Origin of the sequence: Campylobacter sp. 1569, from assembly GCF_024723675.1 — a bacterium.
GTDB lineage: Bacteria > Campylobacterota > Campylobacteria > Campylobacterales > Campylobacteraceae > Campylobacter_D > Campylobacter_D jejuni_C.
Genome location: NZ_JANQDB010000012.1, coordinates 1 through 23,189 on the forward strand (window position 1 = coordinate 1; position 23,189 = coordinate 23,189).

Annotated in this window: 21 protein-coding genes and 1 tRNA gene; 16 read left to right on the forward strand and 6 right to left on the reverse strand. The window is 29.2% G+C overall.

All coding sequences use genetic code 11. The features are described from left to right. Window positions 1-960: 960 nt before the first annotated feature. The 3 genes from CAMP5060_RS06295 to CAMP5060_RS06305 are packed head-to-tail and all read left to right on the forward strand — an operon-like array spanning window position 961 to window position 3,729. Window positions 961-1,725 (forward strand): class I SAM-dependent methyltransferase, encoded by a 765-nt coding sequence (locus CAMP5060_RS06295; RefSeq protein ID WP_214100511.1) that lies wholly within the window; start codon window positions 961-963, stop codon window positions 1,723-1,725. 1 nt (window position 1,726) lies between these two features. After that, window positions 1,727-3,082: an ATP-dependent DNA helicase gene (locus tag CAMP5060_RS06300; RefSeq protein ID WP_337218091.1), complete on the forward strand. Its 1,356-nt coding sequence runs from the start codon at window positions 1,727-1,729 to the stop codon at window positions 3,080-3,082. Window positions 3,083-3,084: 2 nt separating this feature from the next. Next, window positions 3,085-3,729: a flagellar basal body-associated FliL family protein gene (locus CAMP5060_RS06305; RefSeq protein WP_214126091.1), complete on the forward strand. Its 645-nt coding sequence runs from the start codon at window positions 3,085-3,087 to the stop codon at window positions 3,727-3,729. Here the strand turns inward: CAMP5060_RS06305 and lolA are convergent, their stop codons facing one another. Further along, window positions 3,730-4,236 (reverse strand): LolA-like outer membrane lipoprotein chaperone, encoded by a 507-nt coding sequence (gene lolA, locus CAMP5060_RS06310; protein WP_087699518.1) that lies wholly within the window; start codon window positions 4,234-4,236, stop codon window positions 3,730-3,732. A gap of 117 nt (window positions 4,237-4,353) precedes the next feature. On the opposite strand from lolA, the gene secA reads away from it, so the two are divergent. The 7 genes from secA to CAMP5060_RS06345 all read left to right on the forward strand — a co-directional run bounded on the left by secA (window position 4,354) and on the right by CAMP5060_RS06345 (window position 11,876). Then, a complete protein-coding gene (secA, locus tag CAMP5060_RS06315) occupies window positions 4,354-6,945 on the forward strand; it encodes a preprotein translocase subunit SecA (protein ID WP_214126094.1) in 2,592 nt (863 codons plus the stop codon). Window positions 6,946-6,953: 8 nt separating this feature from the next. Then, window positions 6,954-8,243, forward strand: coding sequence for a sigma-54-dependent transcriptional regulator (locus CAMP5060_RS06320; protein ID WP_087699514.1), 1,290 nt, complete (start codon window positions 6,954-6,956; stop codon window positions 8,241-8,243). A 12-nt stretch (window positions 8,244-8,255) separates the two neighbouring features. Then, a complete protein-coding gene (locus CAMP5060_RS06325; RefSeq protein ID WP_214126095.1) occupies window positions 8,256-9,272 on the forward strand; it encodes an aspartate-semialdehyde dehydrogenase in 1,017 nt (338 codons plus the stop codon). An 11-nt stretch (window positions 9,273-9,283) separates the two neighbouring features. Further along, a complete protein-coding gene (locus tag CAMP5060_RS06330; RefSeq protein WP_087699510.1) occupies window positions 9,284-9,790 on the forward strand; it encodes a YqhA family protein in 507 nt (168 codons plus the stop codon). Between the two features lie 14 nt (window positions 9,791-9,804). Beyond that, complete coding sequence (hemE, locus tag CAMP5060_RS06335; RefSeq protein ID WP_263667337.1) at window positions 9,805-10,827, forward strand: uroporphyrinogen decarboxylase; 1,023 nt, start codon at window positions 9,805-9,807, stop codon at window positions 10,825-10,827. Beyond that, entirely contained in the window at window positions 10,824-11,732 is a 909-nt protein-coding gene (locus tag CAMP5060_RS06340) for a radical SAM protein (protein ID WP_337218092.1), read from the forward strand. Before hemE ends, CAMP5060_RS06340 begins: the two co-directional genes overlap by 4 nt. A gap of 69 nt (window positions 11,733-11,801) precedes the next feature. Beyond that, window positions 11,802-11,876: transfer RNA gene (locus CAMP5060_RS06345), tRNA-Asn, on the forward strand. A gap of 84 nt (window positions 11,877-11,960) precedes the next feature. On the opposite strand, the gene CAMP5060_RS06350 is transcribed toward CAMP5060_RS06345, so the two are convergent. From CAMP5060_RS06350 to der, 5 genes are read right to left on the reverse strand one after another with little or no spacing between them, the layout of a single operon-like run. Beyond that, a complete protein-coding gene (locus CAMP5060_RS06350) occupies window positions 11,961-14,339 on the reverse strand; it encodes a tetratricopeptide repeat protein (protein ID WP_337218093.1) in 2,379 nt (792 codons plus the stop codon). Window positions 14,340-14,347: 8 nt separating this feature from the next. Beyond that, window positions 14,348-15,583 (reverse strand): serine--tRNA ligase, encoded by a 1,236-nt coding sequence (gene serS / locus CAMP5060_RS06355; RefSeq protein WP_087699504.1) that lies wholly within the window; start codon window positions 15,581-15,583, stop codon window positions 14,348-14,350. Between the two features lie 11 nt (window positions 15,584-15,594). Beyond that, the gene (gene trpS, locus CAMP5060_RS06360) at window positions 15,595-16,554 is read right to left on the reverse strand and encodes a tryptophan--tRNA ligase (protein ID WP_261530257.1); all 960 of its coding nucleotides are present in this window, start codon (window positions 16,552-16,554) and stop codon (window positions 15,595-15,597) included. Continuing rightward, window positions 16,551-17,048 (reverse strand): shikimate kinase, encoded by a 498-nt coding sequence (locus CAMP5060_RS06365; RefSeq protein ID WP_261530258.1) that lies wholly within the window; start codon window positions 17,046-17,048, stop codon window positions 16,551-16,553. Before CAMP5060_RS06365 ends, trpS begins: the two co-directional genes overlap by 4 nt. Further along, window positions 17,032-18,417: a ribosome biogenesis GTPase Der gene (gene der / locus CAMP5060_RS06370; protein ID WP_337218094.1), complete on the reverse strand. Its 1,386-nt coding sequence runs from the start codon at window positions 18,415-18,417 to the stop codon at window positions 17,032-17,034. The genes CAMP5060_RS06365 and der overlap by 17 nt, the downstream gene beginning before the upstream one ends. Before the next feature lie 100 nt (window positions 18,418-18,517). Between der and CAMP5060_RS06375 the strand changes: the two genes are divergently transcribed. From CAMP5060_RS06375 to pyrF, 6 genes are read left to right on the forward strand one after another with little or no spacing between them, the layout of a single operon-like run. Then, the gene (locus CAMP5060_RS06375; protein WP_214100520.1) at window positions 18,518-19,450 is read left to right on the forward strand and encodes a DMT family transporter; all 933 of its coding nucleotides are present in this window, start codon (window positions 18,518-18,520) and stop codon (window positions 19,448-19,450) included. Then, a complete protein-coding gene (locus CAMP5060_RS06380; RefSeq protein ID WP_214100521.1) occupies window positions 19,440-20,801 on the forward strand; it encodes a uracil-xanthine permease family protein in 1,362 nt (453 codons plus the stop codon). The genes CAMP5060_RS06375 and CAMP5060_RS06380 overlap by 11 nt, the downstream gene beginning before the upstream one ends. Window positions 20,802-20,820: 19 nt before the next feature. After that, window positions 20,821-21,624 (forward strand): 3-deoxy-8-phosphooctulonate synthase, encoded by an 804-nt coding sequence (gene kdsA, locus CAMP5060_RS06385; protein WP_087699493.1) that lies wholly within the window; start codon window positions 20,821-20,823, stop codon window positions 21,622-21,624. Window positions 21,625-21,635: 11 nt separating this feature from the next. Then, complete coding sequence (gene ribH / locus CAMP5060_RS06390; protein WP_214124644.1) at window positions 21,636-22,106, forward strand: 6,7-dimethyl-8-ribityllumazine synthase; 471 nt, start codon at window positions 21,636-21,638, stop codon at window positions 22,104-22,106. A 1-nt stretch (window position 22,107) separates the two neighbouring features. After that, a complete protein-coding gene (gene nusB / locus CAMP5060_RS06395) occupies window positions 22,108-22,506 on the forward strand; it encodes a transcription antitermination factor NusB (protein ID WP_214126102.1) in 399 nt (132 codons plus the stop codon). Next, window positions 22,503-23,186 carry an orotidine-5'-phosphate decarboxylase gene (pyrF, locus tag CAMP5060_RS06400; protein WP_337218095.1) on the forward strand — a complete coding sequence of 228 codons (684 nt, stop codon included), beginning with the start codon at window positions 22,503-22,505 and terminating at the stop codon, window positions 23,184-23,186. The genes nusB and pyrF overlap by 4 nt, the downstream gene beginning before the upstream one ends. The last annotated feature ends 3 nt before the right edge of the window (window positions 23,187-23,189 follow it).

Here is a 23,189-nt window from a genome sequence, read left to right on the forward strand (position 1 = left end):
GGGTTTTGGTTTTTATTGCTTATGTTTTTGCTTTTTTATTAATCTGATAAATTAGGTTTTTTATTTTTTTAGTTGTTTGGTTAGCTTGGTTGTTTTAGTTATTTTTTATGGCTTAGAATTTGTGTTGTTGGTTATTGAATTGTTTTAATGGTTTATTTGATGGGTTGGTTGTTTGGGAATTTAGTCGTTTTAGCTTTAAAATGTTTATGGTGAGTTTGATAAATAAGATATTTACTATGAATTAGAGGATTTAGTTGTTAATATAGGGTAGTGTTTTTTAGTTTACAAAATAAAAAGAAGATTTTAGTGTTTGTTAAGTGGTAGAAAATCAGAAAAGTTATTTAGAAATTTTATTTAGTAGTAATACTTTAATTTAATGTTTGAATCAATTGCGGATGATAGGTTTTAGTTTTTATTTGATTCTTTTATTGATTTGCTGAATTATATTTTTATATATTTATCGGAATTTTAGTTTTTCTTTTTTTAGCTATTGGGTTGAACGGTAGAGTACGTTTTATTGTGAAATTTTTAATTAATCTGTAGCTTTAAGATTGGATAGAATGCTTACTAAGAATTAGATGGTTTGGTTGTTTTAGCATATTGCAGATTGAAAGGGTATTTAGAGTGTTGTGCGGTTTTTTAGTTTTAGGTTGATATAAAGATTGAATAAATTAGTTTAATTTATTGGCATAATAAAGGTGTTAATATGGTGGTTGCTAGTTAAGAAGTATATTGTAGTTTTTTAGTTAGGTTGGATAGTTTAATGTTTGTAATAAGGTAATTGTTAATGGTTAAAAATTAGTGTTTTATATATCTTATGCTTTTTTGTTTTTATTATTAATAGTACTTGAAATTATTTATTAAAGGTTTGATCTAGTATAAGTGGAGTAGGTTGGTAGGGTGTTTTTTGGTAAATAAAAAAAGGTTTTTGATATAATAATACTATCATAAGGGTGCATGATGTTAGATAATAAGTATGATGATAATATTTTTTTTGATAAATATGCTTTAATGTTAAGATCTAAAGCAGGATTGGATGGTGCTGGCGAATGGGAGGATTTTAAAGCGTGTTTGCCAAGTTTAAAAGATAAAATTGTATTAGACTTAGGTTGTGGATATGGGTGGCATAGTGTTTATGCTTTAGAAAATGGCGCTAAAAAAGTTATTGCTGTTGATTTATCTTTAAGAATGTTAGAAAAAGCAAAGATTAAAACAAAAAAATATAAAAATAAAATATCCTTTTATAGAAATTCTTGTGAAGAAATAGATAAAATCATTAATTTACAAAATATAAAATTTGATATAGTTATTAGTTCTTTAGTTTTTCACTATATAAAAGATTATGAAAAATTAATTTTTAACATCTCAAATCTTCTTAATGAAAATGGTAGTTTGGTTTTTAGTGTTGAGCATCCTGTTTTTACCGCAAATATTTCTCAAGATTTTATATATGATAATTATGGGGATATTCAATGTTTTCCTATTAAAAATTATTTTTACGAAAATAAAAATAAATATAATTTTTTAGGCGAGGATGTAGTTAAATACCACCGTACTTTAACAAGTTATATATCTACTTTATTGCAAAATAATTTTAAAATAACTAATATTATTGAACCAAAACCTTCTGATAAAATTATCAATCTTTTTCCTGAATTTAAAAACGAATTTAAAAAAGAATGGCATAGGCCTATGATGTTGATAATATCCTGCGTGAAAGAGTAGCTTGAATTTAGTTGTAGATAATTTAAGATTTTTTTTAAAAAATAATAATGTATTTTTAAGTGGTGGTGCAGGTGTTGGTAAGTCTTTTTTAACTATGGAGCTTGTAAGATCTTATAGAGTTCAAGGGAAAATCGTCGTTGTGTTGGGTTCTACTGCACTTAGCGCTTTTAATATAGGCGGGGTTACTTTACATAGTTTTTTTGCTTTTAAAAGATGTCAAAATTATGATGAGTTATATTATGAAGATAGAAAGCAAAAAGATAAACTAGAAAAATTAAAGAGAATTTTAAAACAATGTGATTTGTTGGTTATTGATGAAATCTCTATGGTGAGTGCTTCATTGATGGAAATGATTTATTATAGATTATCAAGAAGTGGTTTTAATGGTAAAATTTTATTAGTTGGAGATTTTTTTCAACTTCCACCTGTGATTAATTATAGAGAAAATCAAATTCAAAGCACTTTATTTCAAAATACTTTATATGCTTTTTCTTCGCAAGCTTGGAATGATCTTAAATTTATTAATCTAAAACTTAGCGTTACAAAAAGAACTTTAGATAAGCAATTTTATGAATATTTGTTTTTTCTTAGAATGGGTGAAGTAAATAAAGAAATGCTAAATTTCTTTAAAAAAATGTTAATTAGTTCAAAAAATTTACTTGAATATATGGATGAGTATACTTTATTGTGTGCTACAAATAAAAAAACTAATTATATTAATACTGAAAAATTAAATCTTTTACAAGGCAAAGAAAGTGTATTTAAGGCAAAAGCTGAAAAACTAGATTCTACATTAGATGATAAAACTTACGAGCAGTGGATTAATGGGCTCAATTCTTTGGATGAATTAAAATTAAAAATAGGCGCTAAAATTATTTTTTGTGTGAATAATAAAGAAGAAAATTATTATAATGGGGAGCAGGGTGTTGTTTTAGATTTTATAAAAGATAAAGAGCAAGAATATATTCTAATAGAAAAAAATAACGGTGAAAGATTGAGGTTAAAACCATATGAATATACCTTAGAAGAGTATGAGTTAGACAAAGATGAAAAACTAGAAGTTAAGATAAAAGCTAAATTTGTTCAATTTCCTATAAAACTAGCTTATGCTATAACAATCCATAAATCTCAAGGTATGAGTATAGATAAATTAATATGTGATATTGATGGAATTTTTGAAAAAGGACAGTTGTATGTATGTTTATCAAGAGCCATTAATCCAAGTAATTTAAAAATCGTATATAATTATAAAATGCCTTTTGAGGATTATTTTTTAAAAATTTTAAAATTTGATAAAGAGGTAAAGCGATTTTATCTGCAAGAAAAGTTTATAAATTTAGAAGAAGATAGGGAGTGATTATGAGATGGGTAGTAATTTTATTTTTTTCTTTTTGCGGTATTTATGCTAATTCTTTAAGCATAGAAGATTTTAGAACAGATTTGTATTCAAAGGTTGGAAATAATACTTTAAAAAAGATTGAAATGACTTTAGATTTTGAAGGAGAAAATTTAGAACAAAAGAAAATCATAGATGCTTTAAATACTATTGTATCTAGTTATTTTTATGAAGATTTATTCACAGAAGTGGGAAAAAACAATTTCAAAGAAACTTTGCTTAAATTTAGCAATAAAAAATATAAAACCCAAATAAAAAATATTTACATTCTAAAAATTAATTCAGTGAGTCAATTTGATATAGAAGAGTTGAAGCGTTTTGTAAAAGATTTAGAAAAAAAGGAAGAAGATTTAAAAGAAACCACTAAGCAAGAAGAAATTCAAAATATTCTTAAAGTTACTAAAACTTCAGATCAAAATAATACTCAATCAAAAGATATGAATGCTACTCAAATAAGTAGTGTTAAAGATGGCAATATAAGTTTCAATCAAGATGTTAATACAAGTAAAGAAGCCATGGATATGATTTTAAAAACTATGGAAAATACACAAATGCAAATGTTAGCACCAAGTAAAGAACAAGATTTGTTTAAGGAGATACCATTTTGATTATTGGATTATATCAAAATGACTTGGGATTTTTGGTATAAAAATATTTTCGTTAATATTTTGATCAAATTTTTGGTTGTAAAAATAAATACTGACCAAATTTCCTAATTCATCTTTATAAGAAATACTGTTAAGGCTACCGTTTTCTAGTTTGATATTATATGTGATATTTTCGTATTTTGCCTCATAGCTTTCGTGAGATATTAATTTTGCATTTTTAAAAATTGCTTGAAGATTTGGTAAATTTTGCAATTGTGTATAAACGGCTTGTTCTAATTCAGGTTCTATGATAATAACTTCTTTATGATTGATATAAATTTGCTTTTTATTTGGTTTGGTGTAATTCCAAAAGGCTTTATTTTGAGTAATGATAAAATTTCCTTTATAATTTAGCGAAGAATTATTACTTTGCACTTTTTGCTCAAAATCACTGCTAAAATTTTTAAAATTTATATCAAAAGCAAAAATATTATAAGCAAATATCATTAAAAATATAAAATATTTCATAATTATCCTTTAAAATTTAACAAATTATATAAAATTTATGCAAATAAAACTTTTATATAGTTCTAATTAAAATCAAGGTATAATCTAGCATATATTTTTGTAATTAAAGGTAAAAAAATGTTTTCTAGCGTATTTAAAGCAATATTTGGCACAAAAAACGATCGAGAAGTAAAAAAATATTTAAAGAGAGTTGCACAAATTAATGCTTTAGAGTCAAAATACCAAAATTTAAGTGATGATGAATTAAAACAAAATTTTATAGATTTCAAAACACAAATTCAAAAAGAAGAAAAAACTTTAGATCAAATATTAAATGATGTTTTTGCAATAGTTAGAGAGGTAGGAAAAAGAACGCTTAATATGCGTCATTTTGATGTGCAATTAATCGGTGGTATGGTTTTGCATGAGGGAAAAATCGCTGAAATGAAAACCGGGGAAGGTAAAACCTTGGTTGCAACTTTACCTGTTGTATTAAATGCTATGAGTGGCAAGGGTGTACATGTAGTTACTGTAAATGATTATCTAGCCAAAAGAGATGCAGAGCAAATGAGTGCTATTTATAATTTTTTAGGTTTTAGTGTGGGGGTGATACTTTCAGAGCAAAATAGCGATGAGGCGCATAAAAAAGCTTATGAGTGTGATATAACTTATGGTACAAATAATGAATTTGGCTTTGATTATTTGCGCGATAATATGAAATTTTCAAAACTTGAAAAAGTGCAAAGAGAACATAATTTTGTTATAGTTGATGAAGTAGATAGTATTTTAATAGATGAAGCAAGAACTCCGCTTATTATAAGTGGGCCTACAAATAGAACTTTAGATGGTTATATTAAAGCAAATGAAGTAGCAAAACAGATGCAAAAAGGTCAAGCAGCTGCTACTCCTCAAGAATTACCAAGTGGTGATTTTATTGTTGATGAGAAAAATAGGACTATTATGATTACAGAGGCTGGAATTTCTAAGGCAGAAAAGTTATTCGGAGTAGAAAATTTATATAGCTTAGATAATGCAATATTAGCCCATCAGCTTGATCAGGCTTTAAAAGCACATAATTTATTTGAAAAAGACGTGCATTATGTATTAAGAGATAAAGAAGTTGTAATTGTTGATGAATTTACAGGAAGGTTAAGTGAAGGAAGACGTTTTAGCGATGGTTTGCACCAAGCATTAGAGGCTAAAGAAGGAGTAAAAATTCAAGAAGAAAGTCAAACTTTAGCAGATATTACTTTCCAAAATTATTTCAGAATGTATAAAAAATTAGCAGGTATGACAGGTACTGCACAAACTGAGGCAACGGAATTTTCTCAAATATATAATTTAGATGTAGTTTCTATACCTACAAATATACCGGTTGCAAGAATAGATAAAGATGATTTAATTTATAAAACTCAAGAAGAAAAATTTAAAGCAGTTATTGAAGAGATAAAAAAAGCAAATGCAAAAGGTCAGCCGGTTTTAGTAGGAACTGCAAGTATTGAAAGAAGTGAAGTATTTCATAATATGCTTGTAAAAGAACGCATTCCTCATCATGTGCTTAATGCTAAAAATCATGAGCAAGAAGCTTTGATTATTCAAGATGCGGGTAAAAAAGGTGCAGTGACTATAGCTACTAATATGGCAGGTCGTGGGGTTGATATAAAAATAGATGATGAAATAAGAGCTTTAGGAGGGCTTTATATTATAGGAACTGAACGCCATGAAAGTAGAAGAATAGATAATCAACTTCGTGGTCGTGCAGGACGTCAAGGTGATCCTGGTGTAAGTAGATTTTACTTAAGTTTAGAGGATAATCTTTTAAGAATTTTTGGTGGTGATCGCATTAAAAATATCATGGAAAGATTAGGTATAGAAGAGGGTGAGCATATAGAAAGTCGTATTGTTACAAGAGCTGTTGAGAATGCGCAAAAAAAAGTTGAAAGCTTGCATTTTGAAAGCAGAAAACACTTGCTTGAATATGATGATGTGGCGAATGAGCAAAGAAAGACTATTTATAATTATAGAAATGAATTATTAGATGAAGAATTTGACTTGCAAGATAAAATTTTAAAAAATATTGTTGAGTATAGTAATCACTTAGTAAGCCAAATTTATTTAAATGCAGAACTTGAAGATGATGTTAAGCATTTTGAAAGCTTAAAGCAAAAAGTAAGTTATGAGTGTAATCTTGAGCTTAGCGAAGCTGATTTTAAAGATTTAGGTGTAATTGAAGCAGAAAATAAATTAAGTGAAATTTTAGAAAAAGCTTACAAAGATAAAATGAGTATTATTGAAGATAAGGAAGCTAGAAGAATTGAAAGAATCTTATATCTTCAAATTTTGGATAATCTATGGAGAGAGCATTTATACCAAATGGATATTTTAAAAACTGGTATAGGTTTAAGAAGTTATAATCAAAAAGATCCTTTAGTAGAATATAAAAAAGAAAGTTATAATCTTTTCATGGAGCTTGTTGAGCGTGTTAAATTTGATAGTTTAAAATTGTTATTTAATGTAGTTTTTACTCAAAAAGAAGCACAAAATTTTGAAGAAAAAAGCCATGAGCAAAATGAGCAGTTTTTAGCTAATACCACAGAAAGTGGTGTTGATGAAAACGGTGAAGCACAAATTACTAAAGTACCTAGAAATTCACCTTGTCCTTGCGGTAGTGGTAAAAAATATAAAGAATGCCATGGTAAAAGTGGTCCCAAAAAAGGTATTTTAGCTTAAGGTTTGAAATGAATTTAGTTATAGTTGAAGATGATATAAATATGAGAAAATCACTTGAAATTGCTTTGAGTGAGTATGAAGAATTTGCTATAAAATCTTATAAATCAGCAACTGAAGCTTTAAAAAAACTAAATGATGATGTTGATTTGATTATTACAGATATTAATATGCCGGGTATGGATGGTATTGAATTTGTACAAGCTTGTGAGAATAAATATGATTTTATTATTATCACAGGTAATGCAACACTAAATCGTGCCATAGAAGCAGTAAGACTTGGAGTAAAAGATTTTCTAGTAAAACCATTTGATATTAATACTTTAGTAACTGCGATAAAACGTGCAAAAATAATCCAAGAAAAGACTTCTAAAAAAACAAATAAAAAGACTATTAAAAAAGAAGAAAATCAAGATTTTTATGGCACTTCTAAGGCTTTGGAAGATTGTTTAAAATTGGCCACTAAAGCTGCTAAGACAGATGCAAGTGTGCTTTTTTTTGGAGAAAGTGGAGTAGGTAAAGAAGTTTTTGCAAATTTTGTGCATAAAAATTCAAAAAGAGCACAAAAGCCCTTTGTGGCAATTAATATGGCAGCGATTCCATCAAATTTAATAGAAAGTGAGCTATTTGGTTTTGAAAAAGGTGCATTTACTGATGCTAATACTACTAAAATAGGTTTGTTTGAGCTTGCTAATGAAGGTACTTTGTTTTTAGATGAAATAGGTGAAATGCCTTATGAAATTCAAGCAAAATTATTAAGAGCTTTGCAGGAAAAAGAAATTACAAGATTAGGAAGTACTAAAAGTATAAAGATTGATGTAAGAATTATTAGTGCAACTAATGCTCATATAGAAAAAAAGATTGCAGATAATGAATTCAGACAAGATTTATATTATAGACTTAATACTATTCCTATTAATATACCACCACTAAGAGAGCGTCAAGAAGAAATTTTGCAAATTGCACAAAAGGTATTACTTGATACATGTAAAGAATATGATTTTAATGAAAAAACTTTAAGTCAAGAAGCACAAGATGCTTTGCTAGCTTATGATTTTCCAGGTAATATTAGAGAGTTGATTTCTATTATACAAAGAGCGTGTATTTTAAGTGAAAATGATGAGATTAGCGCCCAAGATTTATTTTTAGAAAGTAGAAAAAGTAAAGATATTAAAAATCTTGAAAAAGAATTAATTTTAGAAGCTTTAAAAAATTCACAAGATATTACAGAGGCAGCTAAGCTTATAGGGATGAGCGAGAAAATTTTTAGCGAAAAAATGAAAAAATACAATATTACTTAAAAAGGACGGACAATGAAAAAAATAGCTATTGTAGGTGCAACAGGAGCGGTTGGCGAAGAACTTTTAAATGTTTTAGATGAGCTTGATTTTCCAGTTGAAAGTATTTTACCATTAGCAAGTGCAAAAAGTGCAGGTAGTGAAGTAGAATTTAGAGGAAAAAGTTATAAAGTAAAAGAATTAACTCCAAGTGTTTTTAAAGAAAATCCTGTGGATATTGCTTTTTTTAGTGCTGGAGGAAATATAAGCGCTGAGTATGCAAAATATGCAGTAGAATGTGGTGCTGTGGTGATTGATAATACTAGCCATTTTAGAATGGATGAGAATGTTCCTTTGGTGGTTCCTGAATGTAATAGTGAAGATATTAAAGATTGGGAAAAAACAGGAATTATTGCTAATCCAAATTGCTCCACTATACAAATGGTGCATGTTTTAAAACCACTTGATGATGTATTTAATCTAAAAAGAGTAGATGTAAGTACTTATCAAGCAGCAAGTGGTGCGGGTAAAGAAGGTATGGAAGAATTAGTTCAAGGAATGCAAAGTTTTTTTGCTTTTAAATTAGATGAATTTGAAGCAAAAACTTTTCCATATACCTTAGCTTTAAATTTAATTCCTCAAATAGATGTTTTTAGTGAAAATGGCTACACTAAAGAAGAATTAAAAATGGTAAATGAAACGCAAAAAATATTGCATAAAAAACTTGAAATTTCAGCAACTTGCGTAAGAGTTCCTGTGCTTAGAAGTCATAGTGAGGCTATTACTATGCATTTTGAAAAAGATGTTGATGTTGTTAAAGTTAGAGAGATACTTTCTAAAGCACCAAGTGTTGTTGTGATTGATGATATAGAAAATAAAAAATATCCTATGCCACTTTTTACAAGCGATACTAATGAAACTTATGTAGGAAGAATTAGACGTGATATTAATCATAAAAACATTTTACATTTATGGTGCGTGGCTGATCAAATTCGTGTAGGAGCTGCTACAAATGCAGTGCGTATTGCACAAAAATGGCTAGAGTTAGTTTAAAAAGGAGAAAAATGTTAGAAAGATTTTTTGAAAATTTATTAGTTAAAAGTCGTTTGGTTACTATTTTACCTGTAATTTTTGGTTTAATAGGAGCTTTTGTTTTATTTTTTATTGCAAGTTATGATGTGATTAAGGTTTTAAAATATGTATTTGAGTATTTTATGTTGCCTAATTCTACAGTGGATTTGCATGAAGATATTGTTGGTTTGATTATAGGAGCTGTAGATTTATATTTAATGGCTTTGGTTTTATTTATTTTCTCTTTTGGAATTTATGAACTTTTTATTAGCGAAATAGAAGAATTTAAACAAACTAAGCAATCAAAAGTTTTAGAAGTACACAGTTTAGATCAACTAAAAGATAAACTTGCAAAAGTAATTATTATGGTCTTAGTTGTAAATTTTTTCCAAAGAATTCTACAAATGCAACTAAATACAGTTTTAGATATGACTTATCTTGCAGGTTCTATTTTGGCTCTTTGTATAGGACTTTATTTTTTACACAAAAGTGATCATTAAAATAAGGAATAAAAATGATTTTTATTGATGCGTGTTTTAAAAAATCAACCCCTTATACTCCAGTTTGGATGATGCGTCAAGCAGGAAGATATCTGCCTGAGTACATGGAAGTTAGAGCAAGTGCTGGAGACTTTTTATCACTTTGTAAGGATTATAAAAAAGCAAGTGAAGTTACTTTACAACCAGTAGATATTTTGGGTGTTGATGCAGCTATTATTTTTTCAGATATTTTAGTAGTACCTTTAGAAATGGGCATGGATTTAAAATTTGAAAAAGGCGAAGGGCCAGTATTTTCAAATCCCGTTAAAACTAAGGAAGATTTGGAAAGATTAGATGTTGAAAAAAGTGTTAAAAAACTTTCTTATGTTTATGATGCACTAGCGCTTACTAGAGAAAAACTTGCACTAGATAAAGCTTTGATTGGTTTTTGTGGAAGTCCTTGGACTATTGCTACCTATATGATAGAGGGTAGTGGTAGTAAAAATTATGCAAAATGTAAAAAATTAGTTTATCAAAATCCTGAATTTTTACATCAAATTTTATCTAAACTTACTTTGGCTTTAAAGTATTATATTCAAGAGCAAATTAGAGCAGGTGCTAATGCTATACAGATATTTGATAGTTGGGCAAGCGCTTTAGAAAAAGAAATGTTTTTTGAGTTTTCTTTTAAATATATGCTTGAAATTGCTGATTTTATAAAGGAAAAATATCCGCATATCCCTGTGATTTTATTTCCTAAGGGGATAAGTGGGTTCTTAGATGATATAAGTGGAAATTTTGATGTCTTTGGTGTAGATTGGAGCACCCCTTTAGAATTAGCTAAGGAAAAGCTAGGCACTAAATATACTTTGCAGGGTAATATGGAGCCTTGTAGATTATATGATAAAAAAGCAATTAAACAAGGCGTAGATAAAATTTTAAATATTATGCAAGATGGTGCACATATTTTTAATCTCGGACATGGAATTTTACCTGATATTCCTGTTGAAAATGCTAAATATTTTATCAAGCTAGTTCAAGAGAAATCTAAAAAGTGAATAAAATCACCTTTGGTCCTATAAGCTCAAGAAGATTTGGACTTTCTTTAGGGATTGATTTAAGTCCAAATCAAAAACAATGTAATTTTGATTGTGTATACTGTGAATTGCAAGCTGCAAAACCTATAGAGAAATCTTTGATATATCCAAAAATTCAAGATATTTTAGAACAAGTAAAACAAGCTTTAGCTAGTAATGTGAAATTTGATTTTCTTACACTAACTGCAAATGGTGAGCCTAGTTTATATCCTTATTTAAAAGAATTAGTTTGTGAGTTAAATAAAATAAAGAAAGATAAAAAACTCTTAATTTTAAGTAATGGTAGTGGTGTATTAAATATAAATGCATTTGATGCTTTAATGGATATTGATGTAGTTAAATTTAGTCTTGATAGTGCTATAGAAAAAACATTTTATAGAATAGATAGGGCTTTAAAGCAAATTAAACTTGAAACAATGATAGAAAAAATGATCGCCTTTAGAGAGAAATTTTTGGGTGAACTTATCATGGAAGTGTTGATTGTACAAGGTTTAAATGATAATAAAGAAGAAATATTAGCTTTAAATGAAGCATTTGGTAAAATAAAACCATCAAGAGTAGATTTTAGCACTATAGATAGACCGCCTGCTTATCCTGTTAAAGGGATATCTTTGGAAAAGCTGGAAGAATTAAGTATGCATATTACTAATGTGCCTGTTGTGCTTGCTAAACATTGCTATAAAGGTGAAAAGATTGATTTTAATTCTCATGAGCTTTTGAAGATGTTGCAGCTTAGAGCGCAAAGTGAATTTGATATAGAAAATAAATTTAGTCAATACAGTAAAGATATATTAGAAAAATTAATCAAAGAGCAAAAAGTTATTGTAAAAAATTTAGCAGGAGTAAATTTTTACAAAAAAATATAATTTTTTGCAAAAAAACTCTTGACAAGAATGTTTTTTTCTTATATAATACCATTTCTTATTTATTGATGTTCCGGATTAGCTCAGCGGTAGAGTAGTCGGCTGTTAACCGATTGGTCGTAGGTTCGAATCCTACATCCGGAGCCACTTCTTTATTAATTGAATTCATATATTTTTAATAATCAGAAATATTTTTATATTAATTAATATTTTCTTATGATTAAGAAAATATTAATTTTTAATATCAAATGTGAAAAATTTACTTTTAAAATCGTTCCCTACTTTTTCGTATTGAAATATAGCCGGTTCTATATTTTGTACTTCATGGTATAAAAGTCCCAAAGCAAGCCTTGCTTCCAAAGTTTCCTCGTTTTCTAATCTTGCAAGTTCTAGTAAAGCAATAGCTGAATTTGGATTATTTGAGCCTATTGCAGCAACTGCAGCTAAAAATAAAGTTTGAGCATCTTTAATTTTATAATCATCAATTAAAATATTATAAAGTGTGTATGCTTCTTGGTATTCTTTTGCAAAAATATCGATATAAGCTAGTGCAAAAATCAAACCAATGGAGTTTTTACTACTCGTGGCAAGTCTTTTTTTGATATCATTTCTAACATGATTAAGTAGGCCTGTGATTTGCATAAGTGTTACGTAACTATCTTTAACTATACCAGATCCACCAAATAAAGAATTAAAATCCAATTTTGCATTTAAGAAATATATTTGAGCTTGTTTGGCATATTCTTTAATATCAAGCTCCATATTTTTAGAATTAAAATATAAAATGTTGCTGATAATATCCTCACTAAGTAAATCCTTTAGTTCCTTGATTTTTTGATTTCTAAGGCTATCTAAGCTATTTCCATTTGCAGCTATAATAGTAAACATTAATTCCAAAGGTGTTGATTTTTTATTTGGAAGATTATCTAAGTAAGGAATCATAGAGGTATAGTCATTTCTAGATAGATATAATAAATATTTATAAATATTGTTATTTTGATCAATAGTGCTATCTGCTTGTAAATTTTCTAAAAATTCATTAATTAATTTTGTAGAATCTTTTTTTATTAAATCCATACAAAAAATAGCAAATATTCCAGCTATATAATTTTTTGGATTTAAGTGGTAAGCGGTTGAAAAATGTTTATAGGCATTGTTATAATCTTGTAATTGTGCATAGGTTAGTGCAAGATTATAATGAATTACATCATGGGCATGGTAAATTTCACTTAAGTTTTTAAATTCTTGGTTTGCTTCTCTTAAATGAAAATTAAAAGCTAAATTGATGGCATTAGATAATTCAACATTCACCCCAGATAAAGCTCTACTTCTAACAAGTAATTCATTTTCATACTCATAGCCTTGTATAAAATTTCCCAAGTCAGCTTTTGTGATAAGCTCCATGCTTTGTTTTATGTCAAAAACACGATAAGGTGCAAAATAAAATAACAAGTCATAAATTTGCTGTTTTCCTGTAATTAGCCTTTTAGCAAAATTTTGCTGAGCTATATCAATATTTGAAAAATTCCTTTTTAGTCTCGTTTTGATATTATAGTATTTTGCTCCTATATCTTTGTCTTTTATATATAAAGCTTTTAAAATCTGAGCTCCGCTATCATATTGCCCTGTTTTTAATTCTACTAAAGATAGAGCAACTTGACTCCTTGTTTTATGGGCGTCAATTTTGCTAGATTTTTCTAGATGTTCTTTTGCTTTAGAATAGTCTCCAATTCTAGCATATAGTAATCCTAGAGGAAGATTAACATCATATTCTTCTTGTTTTGATAAGAAATCAATTGCATATTTTTCGGATTGTAAAGCGGAATAAATTTTCCCACTAAGATAATAAGATTTGTCTTTGTATGACTGACTGTTAACTTTCATAAACATTTGTAATGCTTCTGGAAAATAGCCTTGGTAATAATTAATTAAACCAAGATAATAATCATATAGTGAAGATTTTGAGTCTTGAGGAAGATATACCTTTGCAAGGTCGATATAATAATCAAATTTTGTTTTATCTCCTAGATAAAAATAACATACTGCTAAATTAATTGCCGCTGCTACTTTGTGTTCTTCTAATTCTAAAGATTGTTTGAAATTTTCTATAGCACTAATATAATCTTTTTGTTTCATTTGGGCTACGCCAAGATTATAGCTAGATAAAGATTGATTAAAAATATTAATGTTATTATAAAGTTCTAGAGCACTTTCTACATCACCTTTTTCGTATAATAAATTAGCTTTTTGTACTACAAGATCTAATGCTGATTGTTTTACTTTTGTGATGCTTGTGCTAGCATTGTCATCTAAGACTTGAGTATTTAAAACGGATTTTTTGTCTTCTTTGAAAATTATGAGTAAAATTAAGACTATAAGTAGTATTAAAGCAAGACTTCCAAGTGCTGAAACTAAAATAATGAATTTTTTATCAAAATATTTTTTCTTTTCCTCATGTTGTGGCGTTTGAGGTTCATCTTCTACTCTTTGGAAAGTACTTTCTTCTTCTAGTTCAGGAGGAATTATTCCAGGAGGAATGGTTTGCTCTTCCACTCCTGGATTTTCATCAAGATCTGAAAATTGTTTGTCTAGTGCTACTTCTTCAGCCATGTTCCCTCTTAAAAGTATTTTCTTAACACATCAGGAATTCTTATATTTCCATCTTTTTCTTGATAATTTTCCATAATAGCTACCAACGTTCTACCAACAGCTAATGAAGAACCATTAAGTGTGTGAACCAATTCGTTTTTGCCTTTATCATTTTTAAAGCGAATTTTTGCACGTCTTGCTTGAAAATCTTTGCAATTTGACACAGAGCTAATTTCACGGTATTTATTTTGTGATGGAAGCCAAACTTCTAAATCTACTGTTTTAGCAGCTGAAAAACCTAAATCTCCAGTACAAAGCATCAAATGTCTATGTGCTAGACCTAAAGAACTTAGCAAATCACTAGCACAATTTAGCATTTCTTCAAACATCAATTCACTTTGGTCAGGCTTGCATATGCTAACAAGTTCCACTTTTTCAAATTGATGTTGTCTTATAATACCCCTTGTATCTCTACCTGCACTTCCTGCTTCTTGTCTAAAACAAGCACTATAACAAGTCATTTTTAAAGGTAATTCTTCTTGAGTTAAAATTTCATTAGAATAAAGATTAGTTACGGGGATCTCAGAGGTTGAGATGAGGTATAAATCATCATTTTCTATCTTATACATATCGTCTTTAAATTTAGGAAGTTGTCCAGTGCCATACATGGTTGTACTATTTACTAAAAATGGTACATTAACTAATTCAAAACCTCTACTTCTATTAAAATCTATCATATAATTTACTAAAGCTCTACTTAGCAAAGCTCCCTCATTTTTAAGTACACAAAAGCGACTTTGTGAGATTTTAACCCCTCTAGCAAAATCAAGCCAATTTAACTTTTCTCCCAAATCATGATGTTCTTTGATTTCAAAATCAAAGCTTGGTGGAGTCAGAATTTTTTTTAATTCTACATTCTCATCCTCATCTTCTCCAAAAGGCACACAATCATCAGGGATATTTGGTATTGCTAGGGCAATTTGTTCTAATTTTTCTTCTAGTGTGCTAACGATTTTTGATTGAGTATTAATTTTTTCTTTATTTTGACTTAGTTGCGCTTTTAAACTTTCTTTATCTTGCGCTGTTGCAAGTTCTTTACTAAATTTATTTTGAAAAGCTTGAAATTCTTCTAAAAGTGCTTTTTCTTTTTTTAAATTTATAAATAAATCACTCAGCTCTTTAAGTAAATTTTCATCCACTTTTTTAGCTTTTAGTTTTTGTGCAATTTCATCAAAATTATTTTGCAAAAGTTTTAAATCTAACATTCTAGCTCCTTTTATAGTCCTATTTTAGCATAAATTTTTTCCATTGTTTCTTGGGCTTGTTTTTTTGCTTTGCTTGCTCCAAATTCTAAAATCTCTTCAATTTTAGAAGGATTAGCTAGTAATTTTTCATATTCTTCCTTAGCCGAGGCAAAATACTCACTAATGATTTCATTTAGATATATTTTAAAATGCCCATAGCCTTCGCCACCTTTTTCATAGCGACTTTTTAAAGCCTCTTGTTTTGTATTGTCTAAAAATAATTTTGCGATTTTAAATACATTACAATTTTGCCAATCTTTTGGATCTTCTAAAGCTGTACTATCTGTGACAATAGATGAAATTTGTTTTTTAATAGCTTTTGGTGTATTAAAAATATCGATTGTATTTTGATAAGACTTGCTCATTTTGGCTCCATCAGTACCAGGTACTACTGCAACTTCATCATTAACTTTAGCTTGAGGTAGGGTAAAAATTTCACCCCATTCATTATTTACTTTTAAGGCTATATCTCTTGCTATTTCAACGTGTTGAATTTGATCTTTACCTACAGGAACTATTTGAGCATTAAAAAGTAAAATATCTGCAGCCATTAAAACAGGATAGGAAAAAAGTCCATGATTAGCATTTAAACCTTTGGCAATTTTATCTTTATAACTATGTGCTCTTTCTAAAAGTCCCATTGGGGTAAATTGAGATAGAATCCAATAAAGCTCCATCACTTCTTTTACATCACTTTGTAGCCAAAATACGCTTTTTTGTGGATCAATCCCTAAACTTAAAAAAGCTGCCGCAGCCTTAAGTGAATTTTGTTTAAGTTTTTCTCCATCAAAACTTGAAGTCATGGCATGATAATTTGCTATAAACATATACATTTGATTTTCTTCTTGCATATTTAGCATTTGTCTTATAGAGCCAAAATAATTTCCTATATGCAAATCCCCGCTTGGTTGCAATCCTGTAATAACTCTCATTTCACCTCTTTTTTAATTTCTTTAATAATCTCGTTAATGCTTTTATTTTCAATATTTATAGTAATGTTTGCTTTTTTTTCATATTTTTTTACTCTTTGATCAAAAAGAATTTTGGCATTATTTGTATTTGCAAGTAAAGGTCTAGTGGTTAATCCTTCCTTGTTTAATCTTTGTAAAAGATAATCAAAACTCGCTTTTAAGTAAACGATAGTGCCAATATTTTTTAATTTTTTTTGTTCTATGAAGCCACCGCCACTTGCAATAGAGCAATTTTGCAAACAATGTAAAAACAAAGCTATTTTTTGCTCTTCCTTGCGGAATTTTTTTTCTCCATATGTTTTGAAAAAATCATTAATTTCAAGATTAAATTTTTCTTTGATTAAACTGTCTGTATCTAAAAATACTTTATCATATTTTTTAGCATAAGCTCTTGCTATAGTTGTTTTACCACAGCCCATAAAGCCTACAAAAAGGAGATTATCCTTCTTGCTCATCTTTGCTACCTTTTTTTCTTGAAGCTAAAATCAAAGGAACACCTTCAAAGTTAAATTGTTTTCTAATTTGGTTTTGTAAATATCGTTTATAACTAAAATGCAAAGCTTTTGGTCTATTCATAATTAGAGCTATTTTTGGAGGTGCTAAGTCATATTGAACCGCATAATAAATTTTTACTAATTTACCATAATCATGTGGTAGTGGGTGGGCTTTAGTGGCTTCTTCTACCAAGGCATTTAATTTTGCAGTTGGAATTTTTTGTGTGAAATTTGCAAAAACCTCTAAAATTTTATCCAAAAGTACATGCACTCTTTTTCCGCTTAAAGCTGATACGCTTACAACGGGTGCATAAGCTAGAAATTTAAAACGATCTAGTTTTAATTCTTTTAAAGTTTTATCAAAATCAAGCTCACTTTTATCCCATTTATTAAGCACGATAATCACACCTAAACAATGCTTAGCAGCAAGTCCTGCAATACGCTCATCAAGCTCGTTAAAACCTTCAGTCGCATCTAGCACTAAAAGTGCAATTTGAGCATTAGCTAGGGCATATTCAGTTCTATTTAGTGCATAACGCTCTAAGCCTTGTATTTTCCCACGTTTTCTAATACCTGCAGTGTCTACAAATTCGATGATTTTACCTTTATGTATAATGCTTTCATTAACAGGATCGATCGTAGTACCTGCTATATCACTTACCACGCTACGTTCTTCTTTAACTAAGGCATTTAAAAGACTTGATTTTCCTACATTTACCCTGCCGATAATTCCCACTTTAATATGATTTTCATTGATGGTTTTTAGCTTAAAATCTCCGCTATTTTCATCAAAATTTTCTAAATAACTTTCAAAGTCTTCTTCTTCATCTGCATTTAAATAACTTTCATTTAAAAACTTACCAGCCCACATACAAAGTTCATCAATGCCTATATTATGTGTAACCGAGATGTTAAAAACTTCTTTTACTCCAAAATTAGAAAATTCCCAAGATCTTTCTTCGTCTTTTTTGTTATCGACTTTATTGATTACTAAAGCTATGGGTTTGTTAAGTTTTTTCATTTCATAAAAAAATGCTTTATCTTCATCATCAGGTAAAAATTTACCATCCACCATATAAAAGATAATATCGCTATTTTTAGCAGCTTTAAGCGAATTTGCTTTGACATTTTTAAAAAGCTCATTGCTCTCATCAAGTCCGCCACTGTCTATTAATAGGGCTTTTTTGCCATCAATTTCTACTTCTATTTTGTTAGTATCTCTTGTAGTTCCGCTTATGTCACTAGTTATCGCAATGCGTTTTTTTGCAAGTCTATTAAAAAGACTTGATTTACCAACATTTGGTTTTCCTATTAAAATAATACTTTGCATTAATACTCATTTTTTAAATTTTTATTTGTGATTATATAAAAATTGCCTTAAAATTAAGCAAAAAAGACTAAAATAACGGGAATTTTTATATGGAATTTATATGTTAAGAATAGTTAAAAAGAATTTAGGTATATATTTTATGATTATTGCTTCCATAGAATTTGCACTTGTAGGTGCTTGTGCAAAAATTCTTAGTGAAGAATTATCATCGATTGAAATTATGTTTTTTAGAAATATTATAGGAACAGCTTTTATGCTTTATGCGCTTTCAAAATTAAATTTTCATAAAAGTGGCGGACATCTTGGACTGCTTATTTTTAGAGGTATTATAGGAACGATTGCTTTATATCTTTTCTTTTATAATGTTTCTAATATTTCATTAGGCGGTGCTTTTGCTTTTCAAAAAACAGCACCTATTTTTATAGCTTTGATTGCTTTTTTGTTTTTTAAAGAAAGTTTAGGAATAAAAGCTTGTTTTGGGATTTTGATCGCTTTTATAGGAGTGTTGTTAATTTGTCAACCTTTTGCAGATAGCACTACGCATTCAGGTTTTGATTTAAAAAATAGTATTTTAGGAATTTTAAGTGGTTTTTGTGCAGCTTTAGCGCTAACTAGTGTAAGAGAACTTAGAAAATCATACCCAGCACCTTTTATAGCTTTATCTTTTGTTTTAATTGGTACTCTTATGCCTTTAATGTCTATGATTATAGGTTCTTTTTATGAAATAAAAGAGCTTGATTTTTTAATTGCTCCTTTTGTTATGCCTAGTCTTAAAGCTTGGATTTTTATTGTTTTGATGGGAATTTTTGGAGCAATGTATCAAATTCATGTTACTAAAGCTTATGGTGTAGCAAAAAAGGCAGGGATTGTTGCAGGGGTTAGTTATATAGATGTAGTTTTTACTTTATTTTTGGGCATATTATTAGGAGATGAATTTCCTAGTTTTATGGTTTTTATAGGAATTTTTAGCATTATTTTAGGAGGAATTATTTTGGTTAGTAAGCAAACAAAAGGAAAGAAAAATGGAAAATAAAGCAGATTTAATTTATGGTTTAGAAGATAAACCACCCTTTGCTAAGGCGTTTTTTGCTGCATTAGTGCATTTGATGGCTATGTTTGTGGCTGTGATTACACCTGCTTTGTTAATTTGCAAGGGTCTTGGAATAGATGATGCTAATACAGCTAGAATTATATGTATGTCACTTTTTGCTTCAGGTGTTGCTTCGCTTTTGCAGATTAAAACTTGGGGTCCTATAGGGAGCGGACTTTTATCTATTCAAGGGACTAGTTTTAACTTTGTTGCGCCTATTATTTTAGGTGGGCTTGTTTTAAAAAATAATGGTTTATCGCAAGAAGCAATGCTTGGAGCTATTTTTGGCACTTTGATGCTTTGTTCTACTACTGAAATGATTATTTCTCAAATTTTACCTTTTGTAAGAAGAGTGATTTCGCCTTTGGTTTCTGGTATAGTAGTGATGATTATAGGTCTTAGTTTGATTAATGTTGGCCTTGTAAGTGCAGGGGGTGGATTTGCGGCTAAAGCAAGTGGTGAGTTTGGTTCTTTGCAAAATTTATTATTAGCCGGAGTTGTAATTTTAAGTATTATTGTTTTAAATCGTTTTAATAATGCCTATATAAGAATTTCTTCTTTATTTATAGCTATGATAATAGGGCTTTTAGTAGCTATGACTTTTGAAAATTTTAGCTTTGATTTTAATGAAAATTTGCCTTTAGTGTTTTTACCTGATCCTTTGCATTATGGTTTGAGTATTGATTATAATCTCATTTTGCCTTTGATCTTGGTTTTTATGGTAACTTCTTTAGAAACTATTGGTGATATTAGTGCTACTAGCGAAGTTTCCAATCAGCCGGTTAAAGGTGAACTTTATGCAAAAAGATTAAAAGGTGGGGTTTTAGCAAATGGTTTTAATTCCTTTGTTTCAGCCTTTTTTAATACTTTTCCAAATTCATGTTTTGGGCAAAATAATGGCGTTATAGCTTTAACGGGTGTTGCAAGTCGCTATGTGGGGTTTATTGTAGCTTTTATGTTGATGATTTTGGGTTTATTTCCTATTGTGGCTGATATTACTTTGCAAATTCCAGAACCTATTTTAGGTGGAGCAACTTTAGTAATGTTTGGTACTATAGCCGCAACGGGTGTTAGGATTATTTCTAAAGAAAATTTAAATCGTCGCTCCATTATCATTATAGCTATGAGTTTAGGTATAGGGCTTGGAGTTTCTAATAATCCTGATATTTTAGAATTTATGCCAATGTGGTTTAAAACTTTATTTTCTTCAGGGATTGCAGCAGGTGGGATTACAGCTATTATTTTAAATTTTGTTTTCCCTCTTGAAGAAAATAATAAAAATAAAGTAAAATAATAAAAAACAAGGAAAAATGATGAAAAAAATGATACTAATAGCAGGGCCTTGTGTGATAGAAAATGAAGAACTAGTCTTTAAGGTAGCGCAAGAGCTTGAATGCTTTTTAAAAGATGATAGAATTGATTTTTATTTTAAATCAAGTTTTGATAAAGCAAATAGAACTAGTATTAATAGTTTTAGAGGACCAGGTCTTGAAAAAGGTTTGGAAATTTTGCAAAAAGTGAAAGATAAATTTGGTATGCAAATTCTTACTGATATTCATGAGAGTTCTCAGGCAAGTGTTGCGGCTGAGGTTGTAGATGTTTTACAAATTCCAGCCTTTTTATGCAGGCAAACTGATTTATTAGTAGCTGCTGCTAAAACAAAGGCTAAGGTAAATGTAAAAAAGGGACAATTTTTAAATCCTGAAGATATTAAATATAGTGTAGCTAAAATTTTACAAACTAGAGGCATCAACGAAGAAGGTTTTGAAATAGCCAAAGAAAATGGGGTTTTTGTAGCTGAGAGAGGTTCGAGTTTTGGCTATGGAAATTTAGTTGTAGATATGAGAAGTTTGGTTATCATGAGAAAATATGCTCCAGTTATTTTTGATGCTACTCATAGTGTGCAAATGCCAGGAGCAAATGGTGGAAGTAGTGGAGGCAAAAGTGAATTTGTAGAGCCTTTAGCAAGAGCTGCTGCTAGTGTAGGTATAGATGGATTTTTCTTTGAAACGCACATTGATCCTTGCAAAGCTTTATGCGATGGACCAAATATGCTTGATCTTTCAAGACTTAAAAACTGCGTAAATACGCTTTTAAAAATTCAAGAAATCATTTAAAAAGGAAAATTATGAATATAATAGAAGGAAATTTAAGTTTAAAAGGTGATGAGAAAATTGCGATTATCAATGCAAGATTTAATCATATCATCACAGATCGTTTAGTTGAAGGTGCTAAAGATGCTTTTTTAAGACATGGGGGTAAGGAAGAAAACTTAAGTCTTATTTTAGTGCCAGGTGCTTTTGAAATTCCTTTTGCATTAAAACAAGCTTGTGAGAGTAAAAAATTTGATGGAATTTGTTGTGTTGGAGCGGTAATTCGTGGAAGTACACCACATTTTGATTATGTAGCAGCTGAAACTACCAAAGGTATAGCAAGCGTAGGGCTTGGAGCTAATGTGCCTGTAAGCTTTGGAGTTTTAACAACCGATACTTTAGAGCAAGCTATAGAAAGAGCAGGTAGTAAAGCAGGTAATAAAGGCTTTGAAGCTATGCTTACTGTAGTTGAAATGCTTAATTTAATCCAAAAAATTAAGGCTTAAGATGGCTACTAGACACCAAGTAAGACAAAGTATAGTTTCTTTGCTTTATGCAGCACAGTTAAACCAAGAAAATAAAGATTTTATCAATGAATTTTTAGATGAGAAAAAAATTCGTAATGACCAAAGAAAATTCACTCTAGATTTATATAATGGTATTAATGAGCAACTTACTTTGCTTGATGAGAAAATCAATGAGTGTTTAAAAGAGCATAAGTTAGATGGAGTAGCTAATATAGAAAAGGCTATTTTGCGTTTGGGTGCTTATGAGATTTTATTTACATCTACACAAAAAGCGATTGTTATTAATGAGGCTATAGAGCTTGCAAAAGAAATGGCAGGAGATAATGCTCCTAAATTTATCAATGGAGTACTAGATAAAATCAACAAGGATGAGCAATGAAACTTTGTGTAGCTTTTGATGTAGCAAGTTATGATGAATGTATAAATTTAGCCAAAGAATTAAAAGGTTTAGATCTTTGGGTTAAAATAGGGCTTAGATCGTATTTAAGAGATGGAATAAAGCTTTTAGAGGCGATTAAAAAAGTGGATGATTTTAAAATCTTTTTAGATTTAAAGCTTTATGATATACCAAATACTATGGCAGATGCTTGCGAAGAACTTGCTAAGCTTGATGTGGATATGTTTAATATTCATGCAAGTGCAGGTAAAAGTGCTATGTGTATGATTATGGAGCGTTTAAACGCTTTAAGTAAAAGACCTTTGGTGCTTGCTGTATCTGCTTTAACTAGTTTTGACGAGCAAGAATTTTTTAGTGTATATAAACAAGATATTAAACAAGCCGTTAAGGATTTTTCTAAAATTAGCTATGAAAGTGATCTTGATGGTATGGTTTGTTCGGTATATGAAAGTTTATTGATAAAAGAAAACACTAATTCAAATTTTATCACATTAACCCCTGGAATTCGTCCATTTAAAGAAAATTCAGACGATCAAAAAAGAGTAGCTGATATACAGTGTGCTAAGGATAATTTGTCAGATTTTATCGTGGTTGGAAGACCTATTTATAAAGCAAAAGAACCTAGAAAGGTTTGTGAGGATATATTAGAGCATTTAAAATAAGCC